This window comes from Bacteroides bouchesdurhonensis (assembly GCF_900155865.1).
GTDB classification, from domain to species: Bacteria; Bacteroidota; Bacteroidia; order Bacteroidales; family Bacteroidaceae; genus Bacteroides; species Bacteroides bouchesdurhonensis.
The window spans coordinates 3,308,383-3,330,983 of sequence record NZ_LT707006.1; the positions used below are offsets into that span (position 1 = coordinate 3,308,383).

Annotated in this window: 14 protein-coding genes and 1 pseudogene; 13 read left to right on the forward strand and 2 right to left on the reverse strand. The window is 39.6% G+C overall.

Features of this window, described 5'->3' with window-relative positions:
- Positions 1 to 14: 14 nt before the first annotated feature.
- Both CZ225_RS14010 and CZ225_RS14015 read right to left on the reverse strand, forming a co-directional pair.
- Positions 15 to 2,033: a family 20 glycosylhydrolase gene (locus CZ225_RS14010; protein ID WP_077154518.1), complete on the reverse strand. Its 2,019-nt coding sequence runs from the start codon at positions 2,031 to 2,033 to the stop codon at positions 15 to 17.
- 45 nt (positions 2,034 to 2,078) lie between these two features.
- Positions 2,079 to 3,710 carry a sialidase family protein gene (locus tag CZ225_RS14015; protein ID WP_077154519.1) on the reverse strand — a complete coding sequence of 544 codons (1,632 nt, stop codon included), beginning with the start codon at positions 3,708 to 3,710 and terminating at the stop codon, positions 2,079 to 2,081.
- Positions 3,711 to 3,793: 83 nt separating this feature from the next.
- Here CZ225_RS14015 and CZ225_RS14020 point away from each other — a divergent pair.
- From CZ225_RS14020 to CZ225_RS14085, 13 genes and pseudogenes are all read left to right on the forward strand, one after another.
- A pseudogene (locus CZ225_RS14020) lies at positions 3,794 to 4,309 on the forward strand (MFS transporter); the annotation flags it as partial.
- Between the two features lie 21 nt (positions 4,310 to 4,330).
- On the forward strand, positions 4,331 to 5,536 hold the full coding sequence (locus CZ225_RS14025) for a n-acyl-d-glucosamine 2-epimerase (RefSeq protein ID WP_077154520.1): 1,206 nt from the start codon (positions 4,331 to 4,333) through the stop codon (positions 5,534 to 5,536).
- Positions 5,533 to 6,780 carry a family 10 glycosylhydrolase gene (locus CZ225_RS14030; protein WP_077154521.1) on the forward strand — a complete coding sequence of 416 codons (1,248 nt, stop codon included), beginning with the start codon at positions 5,533 to 5,535 and terminating at the stop codon, positions 6,778 to 6,780. The genes CZ225_RS14025 and CZ225_RS14030 overlap by 4 nt, the downstream gene beginning before the upstream one ends.
- Before the next feature lie 53 nt (positions 6,781 to 6,833).
- Complete coding sequence (locus CZ225_RS14035) at positions 6,834 to 9,953, forward strand: SusC/RagA family TonB-linked outer membrane protein (protein ID WP_077154522.1); 3,120 nt, start codon at positions 6,834 to 6,836, stop codon at positions 9,951 to 9,953.
- Positions 9,954 to 9,971: 18 nt separating this feature from the next.
- On the forward strand, positions 9,972 to 11,666 hold the full coding sequence (locus CZ225_RS14040; protein ID WP_077154523.1) for a RagB/SusD family nutrient uptake outer membrane protein: 1,695 nt from the start codon (positions 9,972 to 9,974) through the stop codon (positions 11,664 to 11,666).
- Between the two features lie 27 nt (positions 11,667 to 11,693).
- The gene (locus tag CZ225_RS14045) at positions 11,694 to 12,137 is read left to right on the forward strand and encodes a hypothetical protein (protein WP_073350414.1); all 444 of its coding nucleotides are present in this window, start codon (positions 11,694 to 11,696) and stop codon (positions 12,135 to 12,137) included.
- Positions 12,138 to 12,164: 27 nt separating this feature from the next.
- Positions 12,165 to 13,628 carry a DUF5018 domain-containing protein gene (locus tag CZ225_RS14050; RefSeq protein WP_077154524.1) on the forward strand — a complete coding sequence of 488 codons (1,464 nt, stop codon included), beginning with the start codon at positions 12,165 to 12,167 and terminating at the stop codon, positions 13,626 to 13,628.
- Positions 13,629 to 13,800: 172 nt separating this feature from the next.
- Complete coding sequence (locus CZ225_RS14055; RefSeq protein ID WP_083714648.1) at positions 13,801 to 15,096, forward strand: family 10 glycosylhydrolase; 1,296 nt, start codon at positions 13,801 to 13,803, stop codon at positions 15,094 to 15,096.
- A complete protein-coding gene (locus CZ225_RS14060) occupies positions 15,096 to 17,069 on the forward strand; it encodes a glycoside hydrolase family 97 protein (protein WP_077154525.1) in 1,974 nt (657 codons plus the stop codon). The genes CZ225_RS14055 and CZ225_RS14060 overlap by 1 nt, the downstream gene beginning before the upstream one ends.
- A 53-nt stretch (positions 17,070 to 17,122) precedes the next feature.
- Positions 17,123 to 18,595, forward strand: coding sequence for a calcineurin-like phosphoesterase C-terminal domain-containing protein (locus tag CZ225_RS14065; protein WP_077154526.1), 1,473 nt, complete (start codon positions 17,123 to 17,125; stop codon positions 18,593 to 18,595).
- An 84-nt stretch (positions 18,596 to 18,679) separates the two neighbouring features.
- Positions 18,680 to 20,131: a calcineurin-like phosphoesterase C-terminal domain-containing protein gene (locus CZ225_RS14070; RefSeq protein WP_077154527.1), complete on the forward strand. Its 1,452-nt coding sequence runs from the start codon at positions 18,680 to 18,682 to the stop codon at positions 20,129 to 20,131.
- Between the two features lie 256 nt (positions 20,132 to 20,387).
- A complete protein-coding gene (locus tag CZ225_RS14080) occupies positions 20,388 to 21,473 on the forward strand; it encodes an SGNH/GDSL hydrolase family protein (protein ID WP_025076243.1) in 1,086 nt (361 codons plus the stop codon).
- Positions 21,470 to 22,582, forward strand: a complete 1,113-nt coding sequence (locus CZ225_RS14085) for an SGNH/GDSL hydrolase family protein (protein WP_077154529.1) — start codon at positions 21,470 to 21,472, stop codon at positions 22,580 to 22,582. Before CZ225_RS14080 ends, CZ225_RS14085 begins: the two co-directional genes overlap by 4 nt.
- The last annotated feature ends 19 nt before the right edge of the window (positions 22,583 to 22,601 follow it).

Sequence of the window (22,601 nt, forward strand, 5' to 3'; positions counted from 1 at the left end):
TGTCTATCAACACATTATAACTTTTTCTCCGGAGAATAAATCAATCCTTCCACAGCTTTCTCACCATCAAGAGTCACAAATACAGTAGTAAACATCCATTTCACCAGACGAACTTCATCAATTGTAAATTTACCCACTGGAAGTTTGAGTAATACTTTATTCCAACCTTTATTCAGCTGAACCTGTAAAGGAGGACGAGTTACACAATTCTCATTTCCTAATGCTATTTCCGAACTTTTTTTCCGGTGAATAGCAGTCCATACCGGGGGTACTATTTCCTGATCATTTATCCAGATACGGCTTTCTTTATAATCCCATTTCCCTTGCAACGGAGGCAGATCATTTTCTGAGCGTCCATAATTCTGGAATTCTACCCACAATCCGACAACCTGTTTTGCAGGAGAATAGACATAAGTATAGGCATAGGCCGTATGATCTTCTTGTGGATCTTTATAAAAAGCCGGCACAAGATTTCCCCAAACATGTCGAAGATAAATGCCGGCTCCTATTGCCGGACGTACCTTATATTGTTTACCTTCATAAATATACGAATCGTTGAGTTCTTTTTCCGGAGGAAACACTTTTCTCAAATCACCTTCGTTTGGAAAAGCGTCTGTAATATTCCACTTCACATTTGTCTGTTTGACATAAGCAAATGGATAACCTGCAAAAAGGTGTTCTTTATACCATAACATGCGATGCTCAAAATCTGCAAAGTCACGAAACACATCAGAATTTTCATCTGTAGGAAGAATGGTACCTTGTTTATCAAAATATTCAGTTCCTCCTCCTTTCCATGCACGTTCTGCAATAGCCAGCATATTCGGATAGAAATTATTCTCTAGAATTATGTTTTGTTCATTACTCAACATACGATCATTCCAAACTCCTAAAATGACTCCGGCTAGATCTTCATTTCCCATTTCTTCATTATAAATCCTACTATTATATAGTGCTACGATATCACCAAATGTATCATAATGATTTAAATAATGAAATCGGGAATCAATAGCCGGAATACCTTTCTGAGCTTTACCACGATAACTCCAAAGCTGCATCATATCGATCTCGCCCGGATTATATTTCCAACCTGGATTCCATGAAATCACTTTTTTTCCTTTAGAGCGTACATATGCCACCATTTGAGGTACAAATTGTGGATTGGTGAATCCTACTTCATCTGTTCCAATATGAATATAAGGGACATCGAAAGTATCACAAATTTCATCCAATAATAGTTTCAATATTTTCATGCCTTCCGGTGTCTGCATATCGTGACGGAAAGTACGTACAAAAGCTGCACTATGTCCCGGCATATCTATCTCCGGAATTAACAAGACTTGATGAGCTTTACAAAAAGCGACCAACTCTTTAGCTTCCTCTAATGTATAGTAGCTACCAGGAAATCGAGTCATGTTCGTACTATCATTCAGCATTGGAAATATTTTACTTTGTAAGCGCCATGCCTGGTTTTCTGTTAAATGCCAATGGAACACATTGATTTTAAATTTGGAAAGAATAGCAATCTCACGTTTTAATTCCTCCAAAGGCAAATAGCTTCGTCCAACATCCTGCATAAATCCTCGAATTCGAAAAGCAGGCCAGTCTAAAATTTCACAACCATGAAAGCTAGTTCTTTTCTTTGATTTATCAGCTAATTGAGCTAAAGTTTGCATAGCCCAATATACTCCACGTTCTGTTACGGCTTCAATCTCTATTTTTTGTTTATTCACTGTCATACGATAAGCCTCTTCTTGATTGATGAGTACACCATTCAAAGAAAGAACTATTATGACCTCTATTATAGAATTTGCATGAGTATCCACATATCCTCCATGTTCTACCACAAAATCAGTCCATTCCTGTTGAAGGACCGGAGTTCTCAAATTAATTCTATTCAGTACAAAGTCAGAACTTTTAGAAATAAACTGCTGTGGTTTAGGCAATAGAAGATCATCAGCCTCTGCAACAGTTGAAATTAGACAAAAGATAAGCCAAAGGAAAGTTGTAAATAAATTATAATTGTTTTTCATTCTTTCTATGCTTATTAATTAAAAGAAATAATTTGAAAGATGAAACTACTTTATAATATCAGCTAATTTCACAGTCTGAAACGTCATATGTGCCACACTACTTTCATACAAAATTCCAATTGTTTCTTTATCCACCATAGTCAAACAGGTATATCCCCACCCTTCAGCTTCGTCCAACAATAATTGATGTTCCGGAAGCCAGGTAAGTCCTCCATCCAAACTTGCTTTAATCGTTATATGATTCCTGCCCTTTGTGGTATTGGGGTTAGAAAAAAGAAGGATATCTTTATTTAGTATATTATCTTTAGCACTGACGTGAATGATACTTGCCATACACACTGGTTCTTGCAATGCTTTACGGGAAGAGGGATGTTCTTCCCAGGTTTTACCTAAATCTTTGGTTATAGCAACGGCTCTGCTTCCTCCACGATTATCACGCATATTCAGCATCAGTACTCCCGGTTCTACTTCAACAACTTGTGCCTCAGTTGTATTCGTTCGTGCAAGATTGTGCATTTTCCATGTATTTCCCCGATCTTTACTATACATAATGCCAGCATTTGGAATACGGGTAGAATCTATAAATTGAGTTGGAAACACTAATGTTCCGTCACTCATTGTAATACCTCGTCCCGGTCCCTGAAGTAAGAAATACCAGGAAGGATCTTTCACCTGGTCTGTTATGTTTATAGGCTTGGACCAGGTTTTACCATCATCCGTACTTTTTGCCATCACTAATTGTGCTGTATGATTCAAATCCATACCCGGATGCGAGCTCCACCATGCACGTTGGTTTCCCATTCCATGGGTCCATGCAGCAACTATCCATACGGTATTTGTTTTAGTATCTACCAAAATAGAGGGGTCCCCTACTCCATTTTGTGCAGCCGGTAGTCCACCAAATTCACCAAACGACAGAGGAAGGCGCATTTTCTCCCATGTCTTTCCTCCATCCGTACTACGACTCAAACCTATATCTACATATTCCTGCAAATCTACACTACTATTATACCGAACATCATATACGCCTAATAATGTCCCTTTATTTGTGGTAACTAGTCCTGGAATACGGAAAGATGCAGAGTTGTCATCACCAGCGTGACGCACTCCGACTCCCATGCGATGAATAACATCCCTTGGTGAAACTGATTGACAGATAATAGTCTTATCATCTACCTTAATAGACTTTAATGCTGAACTTATTTTTGTCTGTAAAGAAGTACTAGGTTTCATCTGTAAACTAATCCAAAAGAAATTTACACCGGGAAACAACTGATAATTACTTCTTAATGTAACCTTACCAGAGGGGTGCAACACCTCCGCACATTTTATTGAATAAGAAGGAATAGCCGCCAAGGTATTCCCCGGACGATGACTGGAAATATATTCAACAGGAGCAAATCTTTTCTTATCTCTATCCTGTAAAGCCTCTGTTCCTCCATAATAAAGTTTGATTGCCTGAATATCTGATACATTTGTACTTTTACTTAAGTCTAAGACTACTTCATTCAATATCTTACTCTCTTTAGCATCCAAACGAAGATAAAACAACACATTATCTTGTCGTTCAATCAAAATAGGGATCTGTGTTTCACGTACATAAACTGTATCCGAAGCCTTTAGAGAAAAGGCAAATCCTAATAAAATCAGGAAAAGTAAACAACGACTTGTTTTCATAAATTGGGGGTATTAATTAATTATCAACGGCGTAAAGATACAACTTTTTGAACATTTTTTAAACAAAAAACAATAACTCTTTCATTTTTTACCAAGTTCTCGTAGGACTAGTCAATACCCTTACCACCGTCCTCGCCCTAGTCATCATCGACCAAGTAGGTCGCAAAAACCTAGTCTACTACGGAGTTTCCGGCATGATCCTCTCCCTGCTCCTGATCGGTCTCTATTTCCTTTATGGTGAAACTTTGGGAGTCTCCAGCCTCTTCCTGCTGGTCTTCTTCTTGTTCTACGTATTCTGCTGCGCCGTCTCCATCTGCGCCGTAGTCTTCGTGCTCCTCTCGGAGATGTACCCCACCAAAGTACGCGGACTCGCCATGTCCATAGCCGGCTTCGCCCTGTGGATCGGAACGTACCTGATCGGACAGCTCACCCCCTGGATGCTCCAAAACCTGACCCCCGCCGGAACATTCTTCCTGTTCGCCATCATGTGCGTACCCTATATGCTCATTGTCTGGAGACTCGTGCCGGAAACCACCGGCAAGTCCCTGGAAGAAATCGAGAGATACTGGACCCGTTCGGGACAGTCAGACAGACCTTAATCATTTAACAGTAAAAGATATATGGATTTTAAGAAACTAGCAAATCAATACAGGGACGAACTGCTCGATCATGTTCTTCCCTTCTGGCTCAGCCACTCCCAAGACCTGGAATATGGCGGTTACTTCACCTGCCTGGACCGTAAAGGGAACGTATTCGACACCGACAAGTTCATCTGGCTCCAAGGCCGTCAAGTCTGGATGTTCTCAATGCTCTACAACAAAGTAGAAAAGCGTCAGGAATGGTTGGACTGCGCCATCCAGGGTGGTGAATTCTTAAAGAAATACGGACATGACGGTCATTATAACTGGTACTTTTCGCTCGACCGTTCGGGTAGCCCGTTGGTAGAACCATACAATATCTTCTCGTATACCTTCGCCACCATGGCCTTCGGGCAATTGAGTCTGGGCACAGGCAACCCAGAGTATGCGGAAATAGCGAAGAAGACCTTTGAAATCATCCTCTCCAAAGTCGATAATCCGAAAGGGAAATGGAACAAACTCCATCCGGGCACCCGTAATCTGAAGAACTTCGCCCTGCCGATGATTCTCTGTAACCTGGCTTTGGAAATTGAACATTTATTGGATGAAGAGTACCTTGAGCAAACCATGGAAACGTGTATCCATGAAGTAATGGACGTATTCTACCGTCCGGAACTGGGAGGCATTATTGTTGAGAATGTAAACGCGGACGGTAGTCTTGCCGACTGTTTCGAAGGTCGCCAGATCACCCCCGGGCATGCGATTGAAGCCATGTGGTTCATCATGGATCTGGGCAAACGCCTGAACCGTCCCGAATTGATCGAAAAGGCGAAGAATGTGACTCTTACCATGCTCGGTTACGGTTGGGATAAGGAATATGGTGGCATCTACTACTTCATGGACCGTAATGGCTGTCCCCCCCAGCAGCTGGAATGGGACCAGAAACTTTGGTGGGTGCATATCGAAACGCTGATCTCGCTTTTAAAGGGGTATCAATTGACCGGAGATGAGGCGTGTCTAGCATGGTTTGAGAAAGTGCACGATTATACGTGGGGGCATTTCAAGGATGCTCAATATCCCGAATGGTTTGGATATCTGGATCGCAGAGGGGAAGTATTGTTGCCATTGAAGGGGGGAAAGTGGAAAGGATGTTTTCATGTGCCAAGGGGATTATACCAGTGCTGGAAAATAGTAGAAAGTTTGAATAAAGAAGAAGTCATAAAAACCTATATAACTCTTGAACAATGATGAACAAATACATTATAGCATTTTTTATATTATTCTTTACTACAAATTATTCATTTGCAAAAACGTTCAGTAAAGAAAAACCAAAATATCTTTGGTTTGACGCAGAAGCCAACTTTAAACGTTTTGCTTCCAAAGACTCCATCTCTTATTATTTAGAAAAAGCAAAGTCTGTAGGATTCAATCAGGTAGTAGTAGATGTAAAACCAATCTATGGAGAAGTTTTATACAAAAGCAAAATTCTTCCTCCACTTACCACTGTCAAGGGTAAAGTCGTTCACAGAGATTGGGATTACCTGCAATATTTTATAGATGAAGCTCATCGTCTTGGATTGAAAGTAACCGTTTCTACAGCCATGTTTACTGCAGGACATCCCGGAACAAGTGAGGGATTGGTTTACGAAGATAAACGCTGGAATGGAAAAACATGTTTGGAATATCTTCCCAATGGGCAAATGCTTGATATCAGAGATGACAAACAAAAAGTGGGTGCTTTTTTGAATCCTGCACGCAAAGACGTCCGTAAATACGCTTTAAGTATCGTTAGAGAAATAGTGAAGAATTATGATGTGGACGCTTACGCATTGGACTATTGCAGATATCCGGCCGATAACAGCGACTTTTCTAAAGAGACTCACAAAGCGTTTGAACGATATTTAGGCAAAAAGGTGAAGAATTTCCCCCAAGACGTATATACATGGAATGCAGATGGAACAAAGACTCCCGGTATCTACTACAAAGAATGGTGGGCATTCCGTTCTCATGTAATATCCAGTTTTGTCAAAGAAGTACGTGATAATATTCATGCTATTAACAACAAAATAAAACTGGAATATTGGGCCGCTTCCTGGATTCATGCGATTTATGGACAAGGACAGAACTGGGCAAGCCCGAAATCTGATTTTTCACTCAATTATCCTTGGGGATCAGAGGCCTACAATGAGACTGGTTTTGCTCCATATCTCGACACGTTCCTATGTGGAACCTATTTAGAAAGAATTTATGGAATGGATGATCCTGAGTCTATAGAATATGGGATAGCTCGTGCACAAAAGTTAATTGGTGATGACTGTAGTGTATTTGGAACCATTTATGCCTTAAATCATAAAACAAATATAGCTGACGCAGTCAGCATCTGTCTCGAAAAATCAGCAGGTTTAATGGTTTTTGATATCGTACAAGTAATAGAAATGGACTTGTGGGATGGAATAAAGGAAGGCATTGAACGTGCTGAAACACAACAATAAAGAAAGACAAATGAAATAAATTACTTTTTGTTTTATTAATACTAATATTTAATATGAAAAAACAAGTCAAATGGAGTATAAGGCTTTTAGCCTTATTGATCTGTTCATTTTCAGCTTTAGGCATTCAGGCACAGAATACTATAAATGTGAAAGGAACAGTGTATGACTCTAACAAAGAACCGTTAATCGGTGCTAATGTTAGCCAAAAGGGGAACTCGTCCAATGGTACTATTACCAACATTGACGGACAGTTTATTTTGAATGTTTCAGATCCGAATTCAACACTGGTATTCTCGTTTATCGGATACCAAACCCAAGAAGTCGCATTACAAGGTCGTTCAGAGATCAGAGTTACCTTAATTGAAGATTCCAAAGCATTGGACGAAGTCGTAGTCGTAGGATATGGTACTCAAAAGAGAGGACATCTGACGGGATCCGTTTCATCAGTAAGTGCAAAGGAACTGCTAAAAGCTCCGATGCAAAATGTATCCAACTTACTTACTGGTAAGGTTTCCGGATTGACCAGTATCCAATCCTCCGGTAAACCCGGTGCAGATGGAACTGCTCTTTATGTACGCGGTATGAATGCGTTTAGTGATAACGCTCCGATGGTGATTGTAGATGGTGTACCTCGTCCGATTGACTATGTGAATCCAAATGATATCGAGAGTATTTCTGTTTTAAAAGACGCTTCGGCTGCTATTTATGGTGTGCAGGGCGCAAACGGAGTTATCCTGATCACCACCAAATCCGGTGGCGATGGACCAGCAAAAATTGCCTATGACGCATCATTCACCATGACTCAGAACACTGCAATGCCAGAGTTTTTAAATGCCAGAGAGTACATGTACTGGCATAACAAGGCTCGTGAAATGGATGGGCTTACTCCGCTTTGGACAGCAGATATTCAAAACAAAGTATTAAGTAACGATCCTAATAGTATTTGGGGTGAAACAGATTGGCTGGATAAAATATTCAGAACCGGCCTTACTCAGCAACATAATGTTTCAGCATCCGGAGGTACCGAAAAAACAAAGTATTTTGCCAGCCTTGGTTATATGGATCAGGAAGGTACTTTAAAGAATACGAGCTTTACTCGTTATAATATACGTGCAAATTTAGATATTCAGGTAGCTAAAAACCTTAAATTCACAACGAATATCTCCGGGTATCGCTTAGATAGAGATTGGCCAGGTACTGCAATGGGTAACCAGGCAGAATTTGACCCGGTCAGACAAGCTATTAACTCTGTACCAGTCATTAAATCAGAATATAATGGATTGCCTACTGCATGGATGGGTGGCAGTTATTATGTTAATGGTTATGCAGCTTTGACGGAATCAGGATATAAACGTCAAACTCGTTGGGTATTAGATTCCAATTATAAACTGGAATATGATTTCTCCGGTTTGACTAACGTATTGAAAGGATTGAAAGCCTCCGTATTTGCTGCCTATAATTACAGTAACTCCGCAGATTCCGGCTATGACCGTTACTATCAAGTGCATTATATAAATAAAACATTTGACGAAGGAGTCGCCGGTGCCAGTGGTTTCACTGAAGGAGGAGGATATACCAAATCAGCATCTTGGGGAGACACTTGGTTATTCCGTCCACAGATAGATTATTCCCGTGATTTTGACAAACATCATATCAGTGCGCTGTTCTTTTATGAAGCACAAAAGAATCACACCAATACAATGACCGGAACAAAATTGGGCTATTATAGTGATGATCCGGTTGATCTGACTTTGGGTACTACTTTTCCCGAAACTCCGGTAAGTGGTTCGCATTCATATACAGGACAAGCTTCATATGCAGGTCGTCTGAATTATGCATATAATCAAAAGTATCTGGCTGAGTTTGCTTTCCGTTATGACGGATCATATGTATTTGCTCCGGAAAACCGTTGGGGATTTTTTCCTTCAGTTTCTGTTGGTTGGATTATGTCTGAGGAAAATTTCTTCAAGAAGGCTCTTCCTTTTATAGATTTCTTCAAAGTCCGCGCAAGCTATGGTGAATCCGGTAATGATAATGTAACTCCCTATTTGTATAACTCCACGTTTGCAGTAGCCAATAATAGTATGGTTTTAGGAAATAGTGCTATAGCACAGTTCTACTCTAAGAATCCGTATATCTATCGTAATTTAACATGGTCTACCACTAAAAGTTATAATTTAGGTATAGATTTCAATCTTCTGAATCAGAAATTAGCTGTAGAATTTGATGTATTCTATCAATTGACCGAAGACATTCTGGAAAGCAAAAGTGGTAGCTATCCTACTTCATTGGGAGGTTATTATCCAAGCTATCAGAATTCAGGAAAGGTAGATAACAGAGGTTTCGAACTTACTTTAAGACATAATAACCGTATCAATAAGGACTGGAATTATAAATTGACAGGAAATTTCTCCTTTGCCCGCAATCGCGTTTTGGAGAAAGCAGTAACAGACAATTATCCTAACTATCGTGGTGTATTGGGACAATCAATGAACGCACGTTATGGCTATCAGGCGCTAGGATTATTCCAGAGCAAGGAAGAGTTGGAAAACTATCCGGCAGCACCATCCGGAACAATTAATCTAGGTGACTTAAAATATCGTGATGTAAATGGTGACGGTATTATTAATCAGCAATATGACTACGTGAAAATAGGTTATGGTGGTGTACCGGAAATCAATTTCTCATTGAATATGGAATTAAACTACAAAAACTTCTACATGAATATGCTTTGGCAAGGAGTAACACATTGTGATTATGAGTTGTCAGGAGTATATGATACGGGAGTAACAGCCGCTACATCCTACACTAGTCCGTTTGGTACAGGTGGTAACTCACCTTCTTACCTCATCGAAGGTGCGTGGACTCCGGAGAATACCAATGCCAAATATCCTCGTCTGACAACTATTCCTAATGGAAACAATGCCTGGCGTTCATCGTGGTGGGTTGTCAATGGTGAATATTTACGATTGAAGAATATGAATATTGGATATTATTTACCCGATTACTTATTGAAAAAGACTCCATTTACTCGTGTAAACATATACTTGGCAGGTACTAACTTGCTTACATTGAGTCATTTCAAGTACGTCGATCCTGAAAGCCCGTCAGTAAGTAACGGATATTACCCGCAACAGAGGACTTTTAGTTTAGGGCTTAATGTAACTTTCTAACGTAAGGAGGAGATAAAAATGAAAAAAAGAACACTTAAAACTTTAATAGGTGCTGTAGCTCTTAGTTTAGGAATAGCTTCATGTGATGTATTGGACCTGAATGACACAACTGTGTTGTCCGACTTGGCTGTTTGGAATACAGAGAGTGCCGCAGAAATGTATATTACCGCTGCATACAAAACGTTTACCGATGTTTCTCAAGTAGCAAACAGTCGTTCGGTATTCTATGACAGCTACTCTGATTTAATGAAATCTACTGCATGGGACCAGTATAACCATCATTATAACAAGGCTTTATTACAAACCAATGCTTTTACAACAGGTAGTGCGGGAGCATTCGAATGTTGGAGTGATGTGTACGAACGTATTCGTCGTGCCAATGTATTATTAGATGAAATCACTCGATATGGCGCACCTAAATATGGTGAAGACTGGTGTGATATCCGTCGTGCGGAAGTACGTCTCTGTCGCGCCTTCTCATACTACCGTCTGATTCGTGTATATGGTGGTATAGTACTCCGTACAGAGACTTCGGGTACTAATGGCGTGGATGATGGTTCTTATGAAGCTGATATCCATCGTAAACGTTTAACCGAAGCTGAAAGTTGGGACTATGTAATCAATGAATTATTATGGGCCGGTAAGCATTTGCCCAAAGAATGGGATTCTTCATGGACCGGACGAGCTACACAGAAAACTGCGTATGGGCTTGTTTCACGCATAGCCCTCTTTGCCGGACAATGGCAAGTGGCAATCGACGCTGCAGAAGAAGTAAAAAGACAAGGCGGTGATTTGGTTGATGATTATGCAAAATTATTTCAGGTAGACGGCGGACAAGACAATTCTAAAGAAATATTATTCGCTCTGTATTACCAGAAAGGAAGTGTCACACATAATTACGATCGCTACAATCGTCCGTTTGGTGATAATGCTGTTTACACCACTCAAGTGTATGCAGAACATGTGCCGACAGCTGAACTGGCTGACCTTTATGAATTTAAAGACGGCACAACTTTCGACTGGAATACCTATGCAGAAAACCATGCAGATCCGTATACAGATCGTGAACCACGTTTCCATGCAACTATTATGTACAATGGTTGCGATTGGGAAGGCAGAACTATCCAAACATATGTTGATGGAACTGACGGATTCAGTGCATTCACGCAAAGCGGTTCTACTAACGGACATACCTGTACAGGATATTATTTGCGTAAATATCTACAAGAAAATAATACCACTTTTGTCAATGACCATAGCTGGCAATACGATGCAGTTCTCCGCTATGCAGAAGTTCTATTAAACAAAGCAGAAGCTTATGCGCAATTGGATTATAACAAATATAAAACAGAAGCTCTCGGTGCATTGAATGAAGTTAGAAACCGGGTTGGATTATTGGATAAAACAACCACGGACGCTCCTGATAAAGATTCATTTATGGCATTATTACGCAAAGAGCGTTGCGTAGAATTAGCTGGCGAAGGTTTCCGTTATTGGGATTTACGTCGTTGGAAACTGGCAGAAAATGTGATTAACGGGAAAAATGCGCATGGTGTAAAAATCAAAAAATCGGCAGATGACACTTTCACTTATGAGAAAGTAGAATGTGATGGGGGAACTCCTCGCGTCTTCCTTGAGAAATATTATTATTTCTCTTTGCCTACTGCGGAAACTGCTAACAATAAACTATGCGAGAACAATCCTTATTGGTAATTAATAAAAGACTAAAAGATATTCGATATGAAAGTTATAAATAAAATTGGAGTATGGATGTTAAGCGTCTTTATGCTAACTACTTTATTGCAAAGTTGCGCTAAAGCCGATGACGAATTTGTGCATAGAACGAACACTATTTCACAAATGATTTGTAAAGCATCTCATGGTAGTGGTGAATTCAGAGGAGAAATATATGAGTATAATCAAAACGATGAATTAATGTCCGGTGAATTTACTCAGGAAGATATTGAGGGTGGTTATGGTCTGATTCTGTTTGCCATTCCTAAATCTTTGGAAGAGGATGTAAACTTAGCTAGTGTTTATCTGGTAGCAACAGTTACGTATGATGAATTTATCACCCCCTCTCTGACTGGTAAACATGATATTACAGGAGAAGGAATTATTATTTCTGTGAAATCCGGTGTTGGTACAACTCGCCGATATCGTGTCAGAGGCTATTATGAATAATGAGAATCATATTTAATACACTGTAAAATGAAAATATTAAATTCAAAAATTATATTGGGAGCCATATTAGGTTGTACCCTATTCTTGGGATCTTGTGAAGAGAGCTTAAGTGAAAAATTGGGTCGTGAAGCTAATATCATGATCTCTTTCAAGGTAACAGGTACAAGTGGGACAGTATTCAATTCTGCAATTGGCGAAAATGATATTAAGATCAAAGTCTCTCCTTATCTTGACGCTGCTGAAGAGTTGAAATCCGCTGTTCCTGTGTTTTATCTTTCCAAAGGAGCTACTGTTACTCCCGACCCGACCGAACCTCAGAATTTTGCTCAGGAAGGTGGAGTAAAATATACAGTTGTATCGGAAGACAAATCTACAACGAAAGAATATACCGTAACTTGGACTGTTTCAGATAAAATGCCCTACGGCTCAGGATTTAGTTATGCCGAAATCGGAACAAAAAAGAGCTTTGTTGAGTTAGGGTATCCGGGAGAAGTAAATAACTTCAACCTACCGGATAGTAAACAATATGGTGATTTACAAATGTACCATGCTTATTGTGGTAACTATATTGTATTGCTGTCACGAGGTTATATAGCTACCGGCAATTCGGAACTTGGCATTAAAGTCGTTGATAAAACAACTTTAAGTGCCGCCGGTACTCTGAATTTAGGTTCTATCTCACTAGCTGACTTGAAAATGATAACTTCTGATTATAAAGGAAGATGTGTGGGGGTTGTCGTAACGGGCAATGAGACTGAGTTTTTCTATTGGATTAAGCCAACAGATGTACCTGTATCTGTGGGTAAGATTGGTATAAGTATGGCTCCATCTACTAGTGACCTTTCAAATAACTTCCAGGTAGCCGGAGATATTACGGGAAATGCTTGGATCACAGCACTTGCCCCACGTGACAAAGACGGTACACACTATCGAATAAAAGTATCCGGAGGACGTTTAGCGTCTGAATATTCTACAATTAAAACAGGTTATGCAAGTAATGATTGTAGTCAATTTCAAATGATTTCACCATTGGATGATTCAGATCAGCCAACTTATGTCGTAGGGGATGCTGAAGGCACAGCAAATGCTGCGAACAGTGTTCATTGCTATGTTAATTCGTATGCAGGCTCAACACTGAATGTAATGCCTGCACTTTGGCAAAACACTTTGCAAACTTGGTGGGTAGGAACCGGATTCACTGTTGCTCGTGGAGGTGGTCGTGCTCCTGTAGTTTCTGCATTACCTATTAATGGTAAGAGTTATGTAGTCGTTACTAGTGGTACAGCTTGGTGGCACGCAGCTGCTGTGTTGAGTTCTGATCTGCAAACATTGGCACATGAGAATCTGAACATCGCTTACGGAATAAATCGTGCTTGGAGCTTTGGTGCATGGGTAGACTGGTATTGGGATGAAGAGAACGAAGAAGCTTACTTGGCAGTATGGTTTGGTCGTCTCGGACTCTATACCTACAAAATGACTTGTTTTGAATAATACATTACAATTTATATGAAACTATAATATCTTGATTTTAGGTACGGATTACATGGGAAACATGGTATTTCATATACAAAAAACTGTGTAATCCGCGCCTTCTAAAGAGAATTAAGTTCTATCTGCAACCAAAATTTCCCTTTGCAACAACAAATCAAATGAATCAAAAATCATGAAAAAGTACTTTTTATTGCTTGCTTTAAGTTTCTTTGCCGTCGCTTGTAATACGGAAGAGAATAACACAGACAACAATGATGGAAAAGAGATCCCTTTGGAACCGGGTAATTCCGGTAACAAAACCAATAAGCCTAAAGCTATCTGGATTGATGCACATGCTAACTTTAGCCGTTTTGCAACGAAATCTGCTATCACTTCTTATATGGAGAAAATAAAAGATACAGGTTTCAATGAAATCTATTTGGATGTAAAGCCCGGTATCGGTTATGCGTTATACGATAGTGATATTTTGCCTAAATTGGAAAAATGGGGAACAGAAACTGTTACCAGGGATTGGGATTACCTTAGCTTTTGGCTTGAAGAAGCGGAACGTTTGGATATTGATGTAATTGCTTCCATATCGGCAATGGGATTCGGTTATACGAAAGATAAACAAGGAATCATTTATGACGATTCCCGATGGGATGGAAAAACCCAAGTAGAAATGAAAAACAGCGATCCGAATAATCTTGTCGATATTCGTAATCAGACGGACGTAGATGCCGCCATGCTAAATCCATGTTTACCGGAAGTACAAACTTATGTTATTTCTATCATAGAAGAAATAGTAACCAAATATCCCAAGTTGAAAGGTTTCAGCTTAGACTACTGTCGTTGGTATGGTGGTAACTATGGTTTTAGTGATGCAACAATCCAAGCCTTTCAAACCTATAGCGGTGAAACCGTAACTACCAGAAATGATATAATTACCTCTACAGGAGGTATCGGACGTTTGTATAATAAATGGATTGAATTCCGTTCAATGACCATAACCAATCTGATCACTAATATCAGTTCTAAAATTAAAGCTATCAATCCTGGTATAGAGCTTCATTTGTGGGCATCAGCCGATTGGGGTTCACGCTACAGTGTCGGACAAAACTGGGCTAGCAAATCATATTCTCCCACTGCCAGTTCCATATATACAGCAGACTATAGTAAAACTGGATTTGCAGATCAATTGGATGTCTTTGTTTTAGGTGCTTATGCAGATGCAGTCTGGATTTCAGAAAATCCGGGATCTGTTTGGTCTGTAGAAAACTTCGTCAATACCTATGACAACTATACAAAAGGAGATTGTAAAGTATATGGTTCCATTCCGGCCTATTCATACGATAATAAAGCAACATCTGACGCAGTTTATTTGTGTATGAAACACACAGATGGTCTGATGGTTTTTGAGATATCTCATGTAATCAATAAAAATTCATGGTCTGCAATTAAGGAGGGCATTAATCGAGTAGAAAAATGATGAAAAGAACACTTACACTATTATGTATCTTGTGCACATGCGTGGTCATTCAAGCTAAGAACTACCTTGTCAATTCACCGGATGGAAAAATCAAAGTAACGGTAACAGCTGATACACAGCTAAGCTGGAGCATTGATTACAACGGAGAGCAGATTTTGAATCCCAGTGTGATGCAAATGAATATTAAGGGACAATCAGTACAACCGGGAGTAAATCCTTCGGTGATAAAAGCTAAGACAATCAAAGTCGATTCGGAACAAACAGCTGTTGTTCCAACTAAACAGCGGATTATCAGAGATCAATATAATCAGCTGACTTTAACTTGCAAAGGTGGATATGCCGTAGTATTCAGGGTATACAATAATGGAGCGGCTTATCGGTTCGAAACAACATTCAAATCCCCCCAAGTATATGTAAATAGTGAAACTGTTCAGCAAAACTGGATAGACGGTTGCAAAGCATACTGGCCTCGTGAGAAGAATCAGGAATATATCACTCATTGCGAAGCTATTTTCGATGAATTAAACCTGAACTCTCTAACCAAAGAGATGAAAGGATATCTTCCCATTTACCTTTCTACCCCCAAAGGAACAAAAGTAGTGATAATGGAATCCGATCTTTTTGATTATCCCAACTTATTCCTGACGGGCGACCGGAACCGGACTCTTACGGGGGAATTTCCTCCTGTTGTGTTAAAGAGTGAGTTGAAAAAAGGAGCAGATCGTGATGAAGTTCTCCTTGAGAAGGCTTCCTATATTGCTGCTACTCAAGGGACAAGAACTTATCCTTGGCGAGTGTTGATGATTAATGAAGATGATAAAGCGGTGGTGGAAAACAATTTAGCTTATCAACTAGCCTCTCCTTCTGTTACAAATGATACAAAATGGATAAAACCGGGTAAAATATCCTGGGATTGGTGGAGCACTCTTAACGTATATGGAGTAGATTTTAAAGCTGGAGTAAATACCGATACCTATAAGTACTTCATTGATTTTGCTTCGAAGTATGGTATTGAATATGTCCTTTTAGATGAAGGTTGGTCAGCAGGAACTTGGAATATCAAAGAGGCAATTCCCGAGTTGGATATACAAGAACTAGTACGTTACGGGAAAGAGAGAAATGTAGGCCTGGTATTATGGACTTTGTGGAATCCGCTCGATAAAGACTTGGAAGGTATTCTGGACATATACGAGAAATGGGGAATCAAAGGTATCAAAGTTGATTTCATGCAACGTTCTGATCAATATATGGTTAATTTCTACGAAAGAGTAGGAAAAGCAGCTATGGATCGTAAATTGTTGGTTGATTTTCATGGTTCTTTCAAACCTTCAGGGTTACAGAAAAAGTATCCGAACGTAATGACTTTCGAAGGAGTCTTAGGTATGGAACATGATAAGGATTCGAGAGATATTAATCCGGTACACGACCTGATTCTTCCATTTACAAGAATGGCGGCCGGTCCAATGGATTATACTCCCGGTGCAGTAGGTAATGCAACTGCTGAAGATTTTTATATCAACTTTGTACATCCTGTCAGTTTAGGCACTCGTGCACACCAGGCTGCACTTTATATTGTGTACGAAAGTCCGTTGCAAATGTTGGCAGATTCTCCATCAAATTACTATGGAGCTCCCGAATTTGCTTCCTTTATCTCACGCATACCGACTACTTGGGAGGACACCAAAGCAATCACAGCTAAAATCGGAGAGCAACTGGTTATTGCCCGCAGAAATGGCAAGAATTGGTATTTGGCAGGATTGACTGACTGGAATGCACGTACAGTTGAAGTGAAACTGGATTTTCTAAATACGCCAAAATATAAAATGGAAGTTTTCAAAGACGGAATAAACGCCAATGTCCATGCCTCGGATTTTAAAACAGAAGAAGTAACAGTAAGCAAAGGAGAAATTATCAATATAACAATGGCTAAAGGTGGCGGTTGGGCAGCTATCCTCACACCGGTTGAATATTAGCATAAAATTAGCAAACCGCTTACACGTCTGATAAAAATAGAAAGGATTGGAAAATGAAACAGAAACTAGTATTATTTTTATGTGTACTTCAATGGGGACTGTTGGTCTCTAATATACAGGCAGCAGTGAATCCTGTATGTTATTACGGGCAAGTATCATCCGCAGGCAAAGGCATAGCTAATGTGCCTGTGACCGATGGAACACAAATCGTCATAACCGACAAGCAAGGAAAGTACTCCATGACAAGTACTTCTGAGGTGGAATATATTTATATCACTCTTCCTGACGGATTTGAGGTGCCAATGAAAGATAAAGTGCCGGCTTTCTTTCAGAAAGTTCCTGCTAAGACATCAAAAAAAGTGCGTATGGATTTTGAATTAATCCGGTCAAAGGAAGATAATAAGAAACACATATTGGTCGTATGGGCAGACCCTCAAGTCTATTTTGATGAAGAAATGCCGCAAGTGCGTCAGGCTTCACAGGATGTTAAAGATTTATTAGCAACCAGTTATCCCGGACTACCGGCCTACGGAATTGTGTGCGGAGACATTATTGGCGATATCAATAAAAAGCCAAGCTATTTCTCACCGATGATTGATGCGATCTCAGAAACAAAAATTCCTTTCTTCTATGTAATCGGAAATCATGATTTAGATTTGAATGTCCGTTCCAACGAATATGCCCGTAGCACCTATAAATCTTATTTTGGTCCCACCTATTATTCATTCAACAGAGGAAATGTGCATTACGTTATATTAGATGATATTTTCTTCCTGGCAAAAAGTTATCTATATGCAGGTTATCTGACCGAACAACAACTTCAATGGCTAGAACAAGACTTGAAGCAAGTGACTCCGGGAAGTACAGTGGTAGTAGCTATACATATTCCGACTTATTCAAGAGAAGCCCGCAATAAAGAATGGGGTAAAGAATCGACAATGAAAGTAATGAATAATCGTTCTTCTCTTTACGAATTGCTTAAACCATATAATGCACATATTATGTCGGGACACGAACACTACAATGAGAATTATATTCTGGCTGACAATCTTTACGAGCATGTACACGCTCCATTATCCACACTATTCTGGCAAGCACCATGGGCTTGCGACGGAACTCCGGGAGGATATGCGGTCTATGAATTTGATGAGGGTGAAGTTACTTGGTATTATAAGAGTGTGGGAAAAGACAGAAACTATCAGTTTGAACTTTATCCGGTAGGTGCCAGTCGTGATAAAAAAGATGCAATTGTAGCGAATGTTTGGAACTACGATTCAACCTGGAAAGTTAAGTGGTATGAAAATGGTATTGACAGAGGGGAAATGACCCGTTATTCCGGTTATGATCCTGCAATTTACAATTACTGTGAGAAAAACAGTTCCACTTTCAAACATAAATATCTAGGAGCCGGTGTTACTGAACATTTGTTCTATGCGATTCCTCAAATAGAAGATTCCAATATTAAAGTGGAAGTAACCGATCATTGCGGAAAAGTCTATACACAGGAAATGAAACAATCTATGTAAATTATTGAAATCTTTGAATATAATAGATTACAATGATGAACAAACATTCAATACGATAAATCTATAAAATAAAAAATATGTATCATGAAAATAAATAGATTACGCATCTTTTTCATCTTTTTAATCGGTATCTGCCTGAGCTTCTCCACTCAGGCTGCCAATCCGGTCAAAATTCTTAAAGGGAAAGTAACTTGTGACGGTAAAGGAGTTCAAGGAATAATGGTCACCGACGGATATCGTTGTGTACAAACAGATGCTTCCGGGAAATATACTATCCCGACTTTAGGAGAAAGCCGTTTTGTATATATATGCACACCTTCCGGCTATCTAACTGATAGAAACGGCACCATTCCTTCATTCTATATTCCCGTAGACTACTCTAAAAAGCAGAACTATAATTTTGATTTAAACAAGAATCCTAAGGATGACACTTCTCATGTTTTTATCGTTCAGGCTGATATACAAGTGACCACAAAAGAGGAATTAAAAATCTATCAGAATGTGGTAAACGATTGCAAACAACTTCTTTCGTCTTATGCTCCCACCGATATTTTCGGAGTTGATTGCGGAGATATTGTGGGAGATCGTCCTGCTCTGTATCCTGATTATCTGGAACGAGTAAAACAGTTGGATATCCCTATTTACCGGACAATGGGTAATCATGACATGAACTATGACGGACGGACGCACGAAACGTCTTACAAAACATTTGAAGAGCATTTCGGCCCTTCTTACTATTCATTCAATAAAGGAAATGCTCATTATGTGGTAGTAGACAATAATTTCTTTATCGGACGTGATTATTTCTACATGGGCTATCTGGATGAAAAAACATTTTCCTGGCTTGAACAAGATTTATCTTTTGTCCCCGAAGGTTCACTTGTTTTCTTTATCATGCACATACCTTCCCGTCAGACAGAAAAACAAGAAGCATTTTTGTATAATTATGCTATGATCGGCGATCAAATGGTAAACGCCGGAGCACTTCATGAAATGTTGAAACCCTATAAGGCTCATCTCATCACCGGACATACTCACTATAATCTAAATGTAGTATTCAACGACAATTTGATGGAACACAATACAGCAGCAGTCTGTGGTACTTGGTGGAAAGCTGATATTTGTCTGGACGGAACTCCGCGTGGATATGGCGTGTACGAAGTCGATGGAAAGGATGTGAAGTGGTATTATAAAAGTTCCGGTTTCCCTAGAGAACATCAATTTCGTACTTATCCCGTAGGTTCGTCCAAAGATTATCCATCAGATATTATAGCAAATGTATGGAACTGGGATAAACTATGGAAAGTAGAATGGCTGGAAGACGGTAAACGAATGGGAGATATGGTTAAATATACAGGTTTGGATCCATATGCTTCAGTCGTATGTGCAGATAAGGAAAAGATGGTTTACACCTGGATTGCTCCAAAAGCCACCCAACATCTGTTTCGTGCCACTCCTCAAAATAAAAATGCCCGCATTGAAATTAAAGTAACCGACCGTTTTGGCAAAAAGTATATACAAACAGTTTCTAAATAGAGATGGAAAACAGAGCCTATGCTTTAGATGCTCTCCGGGGATATGCCATTATTACAATGGTACTTTCAGCAACTGTGGCATGATTCTTTTGACATTAGCTTTAATTATTGTAAATTTGGCAGGACTTTACACACATGCAACAATCCCGAATGTGATAGTAAATAGCATGTGGCTGACAGGTGGGATCTTTTTATTACGAAAAGGAACCCAGAATTAGATGTTTTTGGAGAACTTAAATTTATAATACCATATCGAAATGAAAAGAAGAATCTGCATTTTTGCAATGTTATTGATGATGTGCCATGCATATACTCAGATCGTGTATCACGATGCTACCCATTTTCCTCTATTAGGCAAGGCTGCCGGAGCAACCGGAACTCGGTACGAACGGTTCCCGGATTCTTTAAAGAATATTTCACGTGCTCCTTTGTGGAGCTTAAGCCGTAATTCTGCCGGAATGGCGATCCGTTTTCGTAGTAACTCAACGCAAATTGCGGCTAAATGGGAAACTCTCGGTAATAACCACATGAATCATATGACGGATGTGGGTGTAAAAGGACTCGATCTGTATTGTCTGCAAAAAGATGGCAAGTGGCGTTTTGTTAATAGCGGTCGCCCTACCGGAAAAACGACCCAAGCTACAATTATTGCCCATATGCAACCCGAAGAAAGAGAGTATATGCTCTACCTGCCGCTTTATGACGGACTAGTTTCGTTATTTATCGGAGTAGACTCGCTTTCAAGTATTACACAACCCGCTGTAGATGCTCCGGTCCGGACGAAGCCTGTTGCTTTTTACGGAACCAGTATCTTACAAGGTGGCTGTGCCAATCGACCCGGAATGGCACATACTAATATCATTTCACGAAGACTGAATCGAGAATGTATCAATCTCGGGTTTAGTGGAAACGCTTTACTTGACTTGGAAGTCGCCAAGATCATGGCAGAAGTGGATGCCAGCGTCTTTGTGCTGGATTTTGTACCCAACGCTTCTGTTGAACAAATGCAAGAACGAATGGAGACATTCTATAACATTATCCGTAAGAAACATCTTGATACGCCTATTGTTTTTATAGAAGATCCTATTTTTACTCATTCGCTGTTCGACCGAAATATTGCGCGTGAAGTGCAGAGGAAGAATCAGACTTTGAATGAGATTTTTACCCTTCTGAAAAAGAAAGGAGAGAAAAATATATATCTGATACATTCTGACAAAATGTTGGGTGACGACGGGGAAGCGACAGTCGATGGTATCCATTTCACAGATCTGGGAATGATGCGATATGCAGATTTAGTATGTCCTGTCATTCAGAAACTTATAAAAAAGAAAAAAGTTCAATGAAGAAAATAATTCTTACTGTTTTATCGGTTGCTTTTTGTATGCTTCAGGAAACGAATGCACAAGGCAAAGTTTGTCTAAAAGGAAATAATTCAAACATCTCATACGTCGGTCGTACGGAAATACAAGGAGATGGGTCCGTATCATTTGACTGGACCGGAACTTATCTCCGTACCATGCTTTCGGGAGGGGAATTGTCTATCCGGCTTTCAGATACAGGAATCAATTACTATAATGTATTTGTGGATAGTCTTTTGCATAAGGTGGTAAAAGTATCTGGCAAAGATACATTGATCAATTTTATATCTGGAATTGATAAGGGATTTCACCGTATTCTCATTCAGAAACGTACAGAAGGGGAATGGGGACAAACGACTATTCACCAGTTTGTGTTGCCTCAGGGAGGTCAATTGAAGAGAGAAATGAATATTCCGCTCAGGCATATCGAGTTTATAGGTAACTCTCTGACTTGTGGCTTCGGAACAGAAGGTAAGGACCGCAGTGAACCTTATAAAGCGGAAACTGAAAATTGTAATTTGTCATACGCTGCTATTATATCCCGTTATTTTAATACGGATTATACTTTCATTGCACATTCGGGAAGAGGAGTCGTACGAAATTATGGCGATTCAGTGAGAGTATCGGCGGTGACAATGAAAGATCGAATGCTGAATACTTTTGATATTAACTTAGAGAAGAAGTGGAATTTTAAAGCATATAAGCCGGACTTAGTTGTTATTAATTTAGGAAGCAACGACTTTTCTACGGATCTGTATCCGTTGGAGGAAGAGTTTATCCATGCTTATAAGCTATTGATTAGTAGATTACGCACTTATTACGGCAATGTCCCCATTCTTTGTATCAGTCCGTCTATAGCGCAAAGACAAATTATAGGATATATGGAACACTTGCGCCAGGATCTGAATGATCCGCAAGTATATTTGTTTGTTTTTCCGGAAGGACTCTATAATAATACGACGGATTTAGGTGCTGTGTGGCATCCTAATTATAAGGGGCAAACGAAAATGGCAATGTCACTCATACCGTATATTTCTACGATTATGGATTGGCCGTTAAATTACTTGAAAGAAGTACTAGAGTTATCCAAATGATGTATTAGAGTTACTCAGA

Coding starts and splice junctions, on each gene's coding strand:
- CZ225_RS14050 (WP_077154524.1), top strand. CDS start 12,165: ATGAAAATATTAAATTCAAAAATTATATTGGGAGCCATATTAGGTTGT.
- CZ225_RS14040 (WP_077154523.1), top strand. CDS start 9,972: ATGAAAAAAAGAACACTTAAAACTTTAATAGGTGCTGTAGCTCTTAGT.
- CZ225_RS14070 (WP_077154527.1), top strand. CDS start 18,680: ATGAAAATAAATAGATTACGCATCTTTTTCATCTTTTTAATCGGTATC.
- CZ225_RS14035 (WP_077154522.1), top strand. CDS start 6,834: ATGAAAAAACAAGTCAAATGGAGTATAAGGCTTTTAGCCTTATTGATC.
- CZ225_RS14085 (WP_077154529.1), top strand. CDS start 21,470: ATGAAGAAAATAATTCTTACTGTTTTATCGGTTGCTTTTTGTATGCTT.
- CZ225_RS14045 (WP_073350414.1), top strand. CDS start 11,694: ATGAAAGTTATAAATAAAATTGGAGTATGGATGTTAAGCGTCTTTATG.
- CZ225_RS14055 (WP_083714648.1), top strand. CDS start 13,801: ATGAAAAAGTACTTTTTATTGCTTGCTTTAAGTTTCTTTGCCGTCGCT.
- CZ225_RS14025 (WP_077154520.1), top strand. CDS start 4,331: ATGGATTTTAAGAAACTAGCAAATCAATACAGGGACGAACTGCTCGAT.
- CZ225_RS14065 (WP_077154526.1), top strand. CDS start 17,123: ATGAAACAGAAACTAGTATTATTTTTATGTGTACTTCAATGGGGACTG.
- CZ225_RS14015 (WP_077154519.1), bottom strand. CDS start 3,710: ATGAAAACAAGTCGTTGTTTACTTTTCCTGATTTTATTAGGATTTGCC.
- CZ225_RS14080 (WP_025076243.1), top strand. CDS start 20,388: ATGAAAAGAAGAATCTGCATTTTTGCAATGTTATTGATGATGTGCCAT.
- CZ225_RS14010 (WP_077154518.1), bottom strand. CDS start 2,033: ATGAAAAACAATTATAATTTATTTACAACTTTCCTTTGGCTTATCTTT.
- CZ225_RS14060 (WP_077154525.1), top strand. CDS start 15,096: ATGAAAAGAACACTTACACTATTATGTATCTTGTGCACATGCGTGGTC.
- CZ225_RS14030 (WP_077154521.1), top strand. CDS start 5,533: ATGATGAACAAATACATTATAGCATTTTTTATATTATTCTTTACTACA.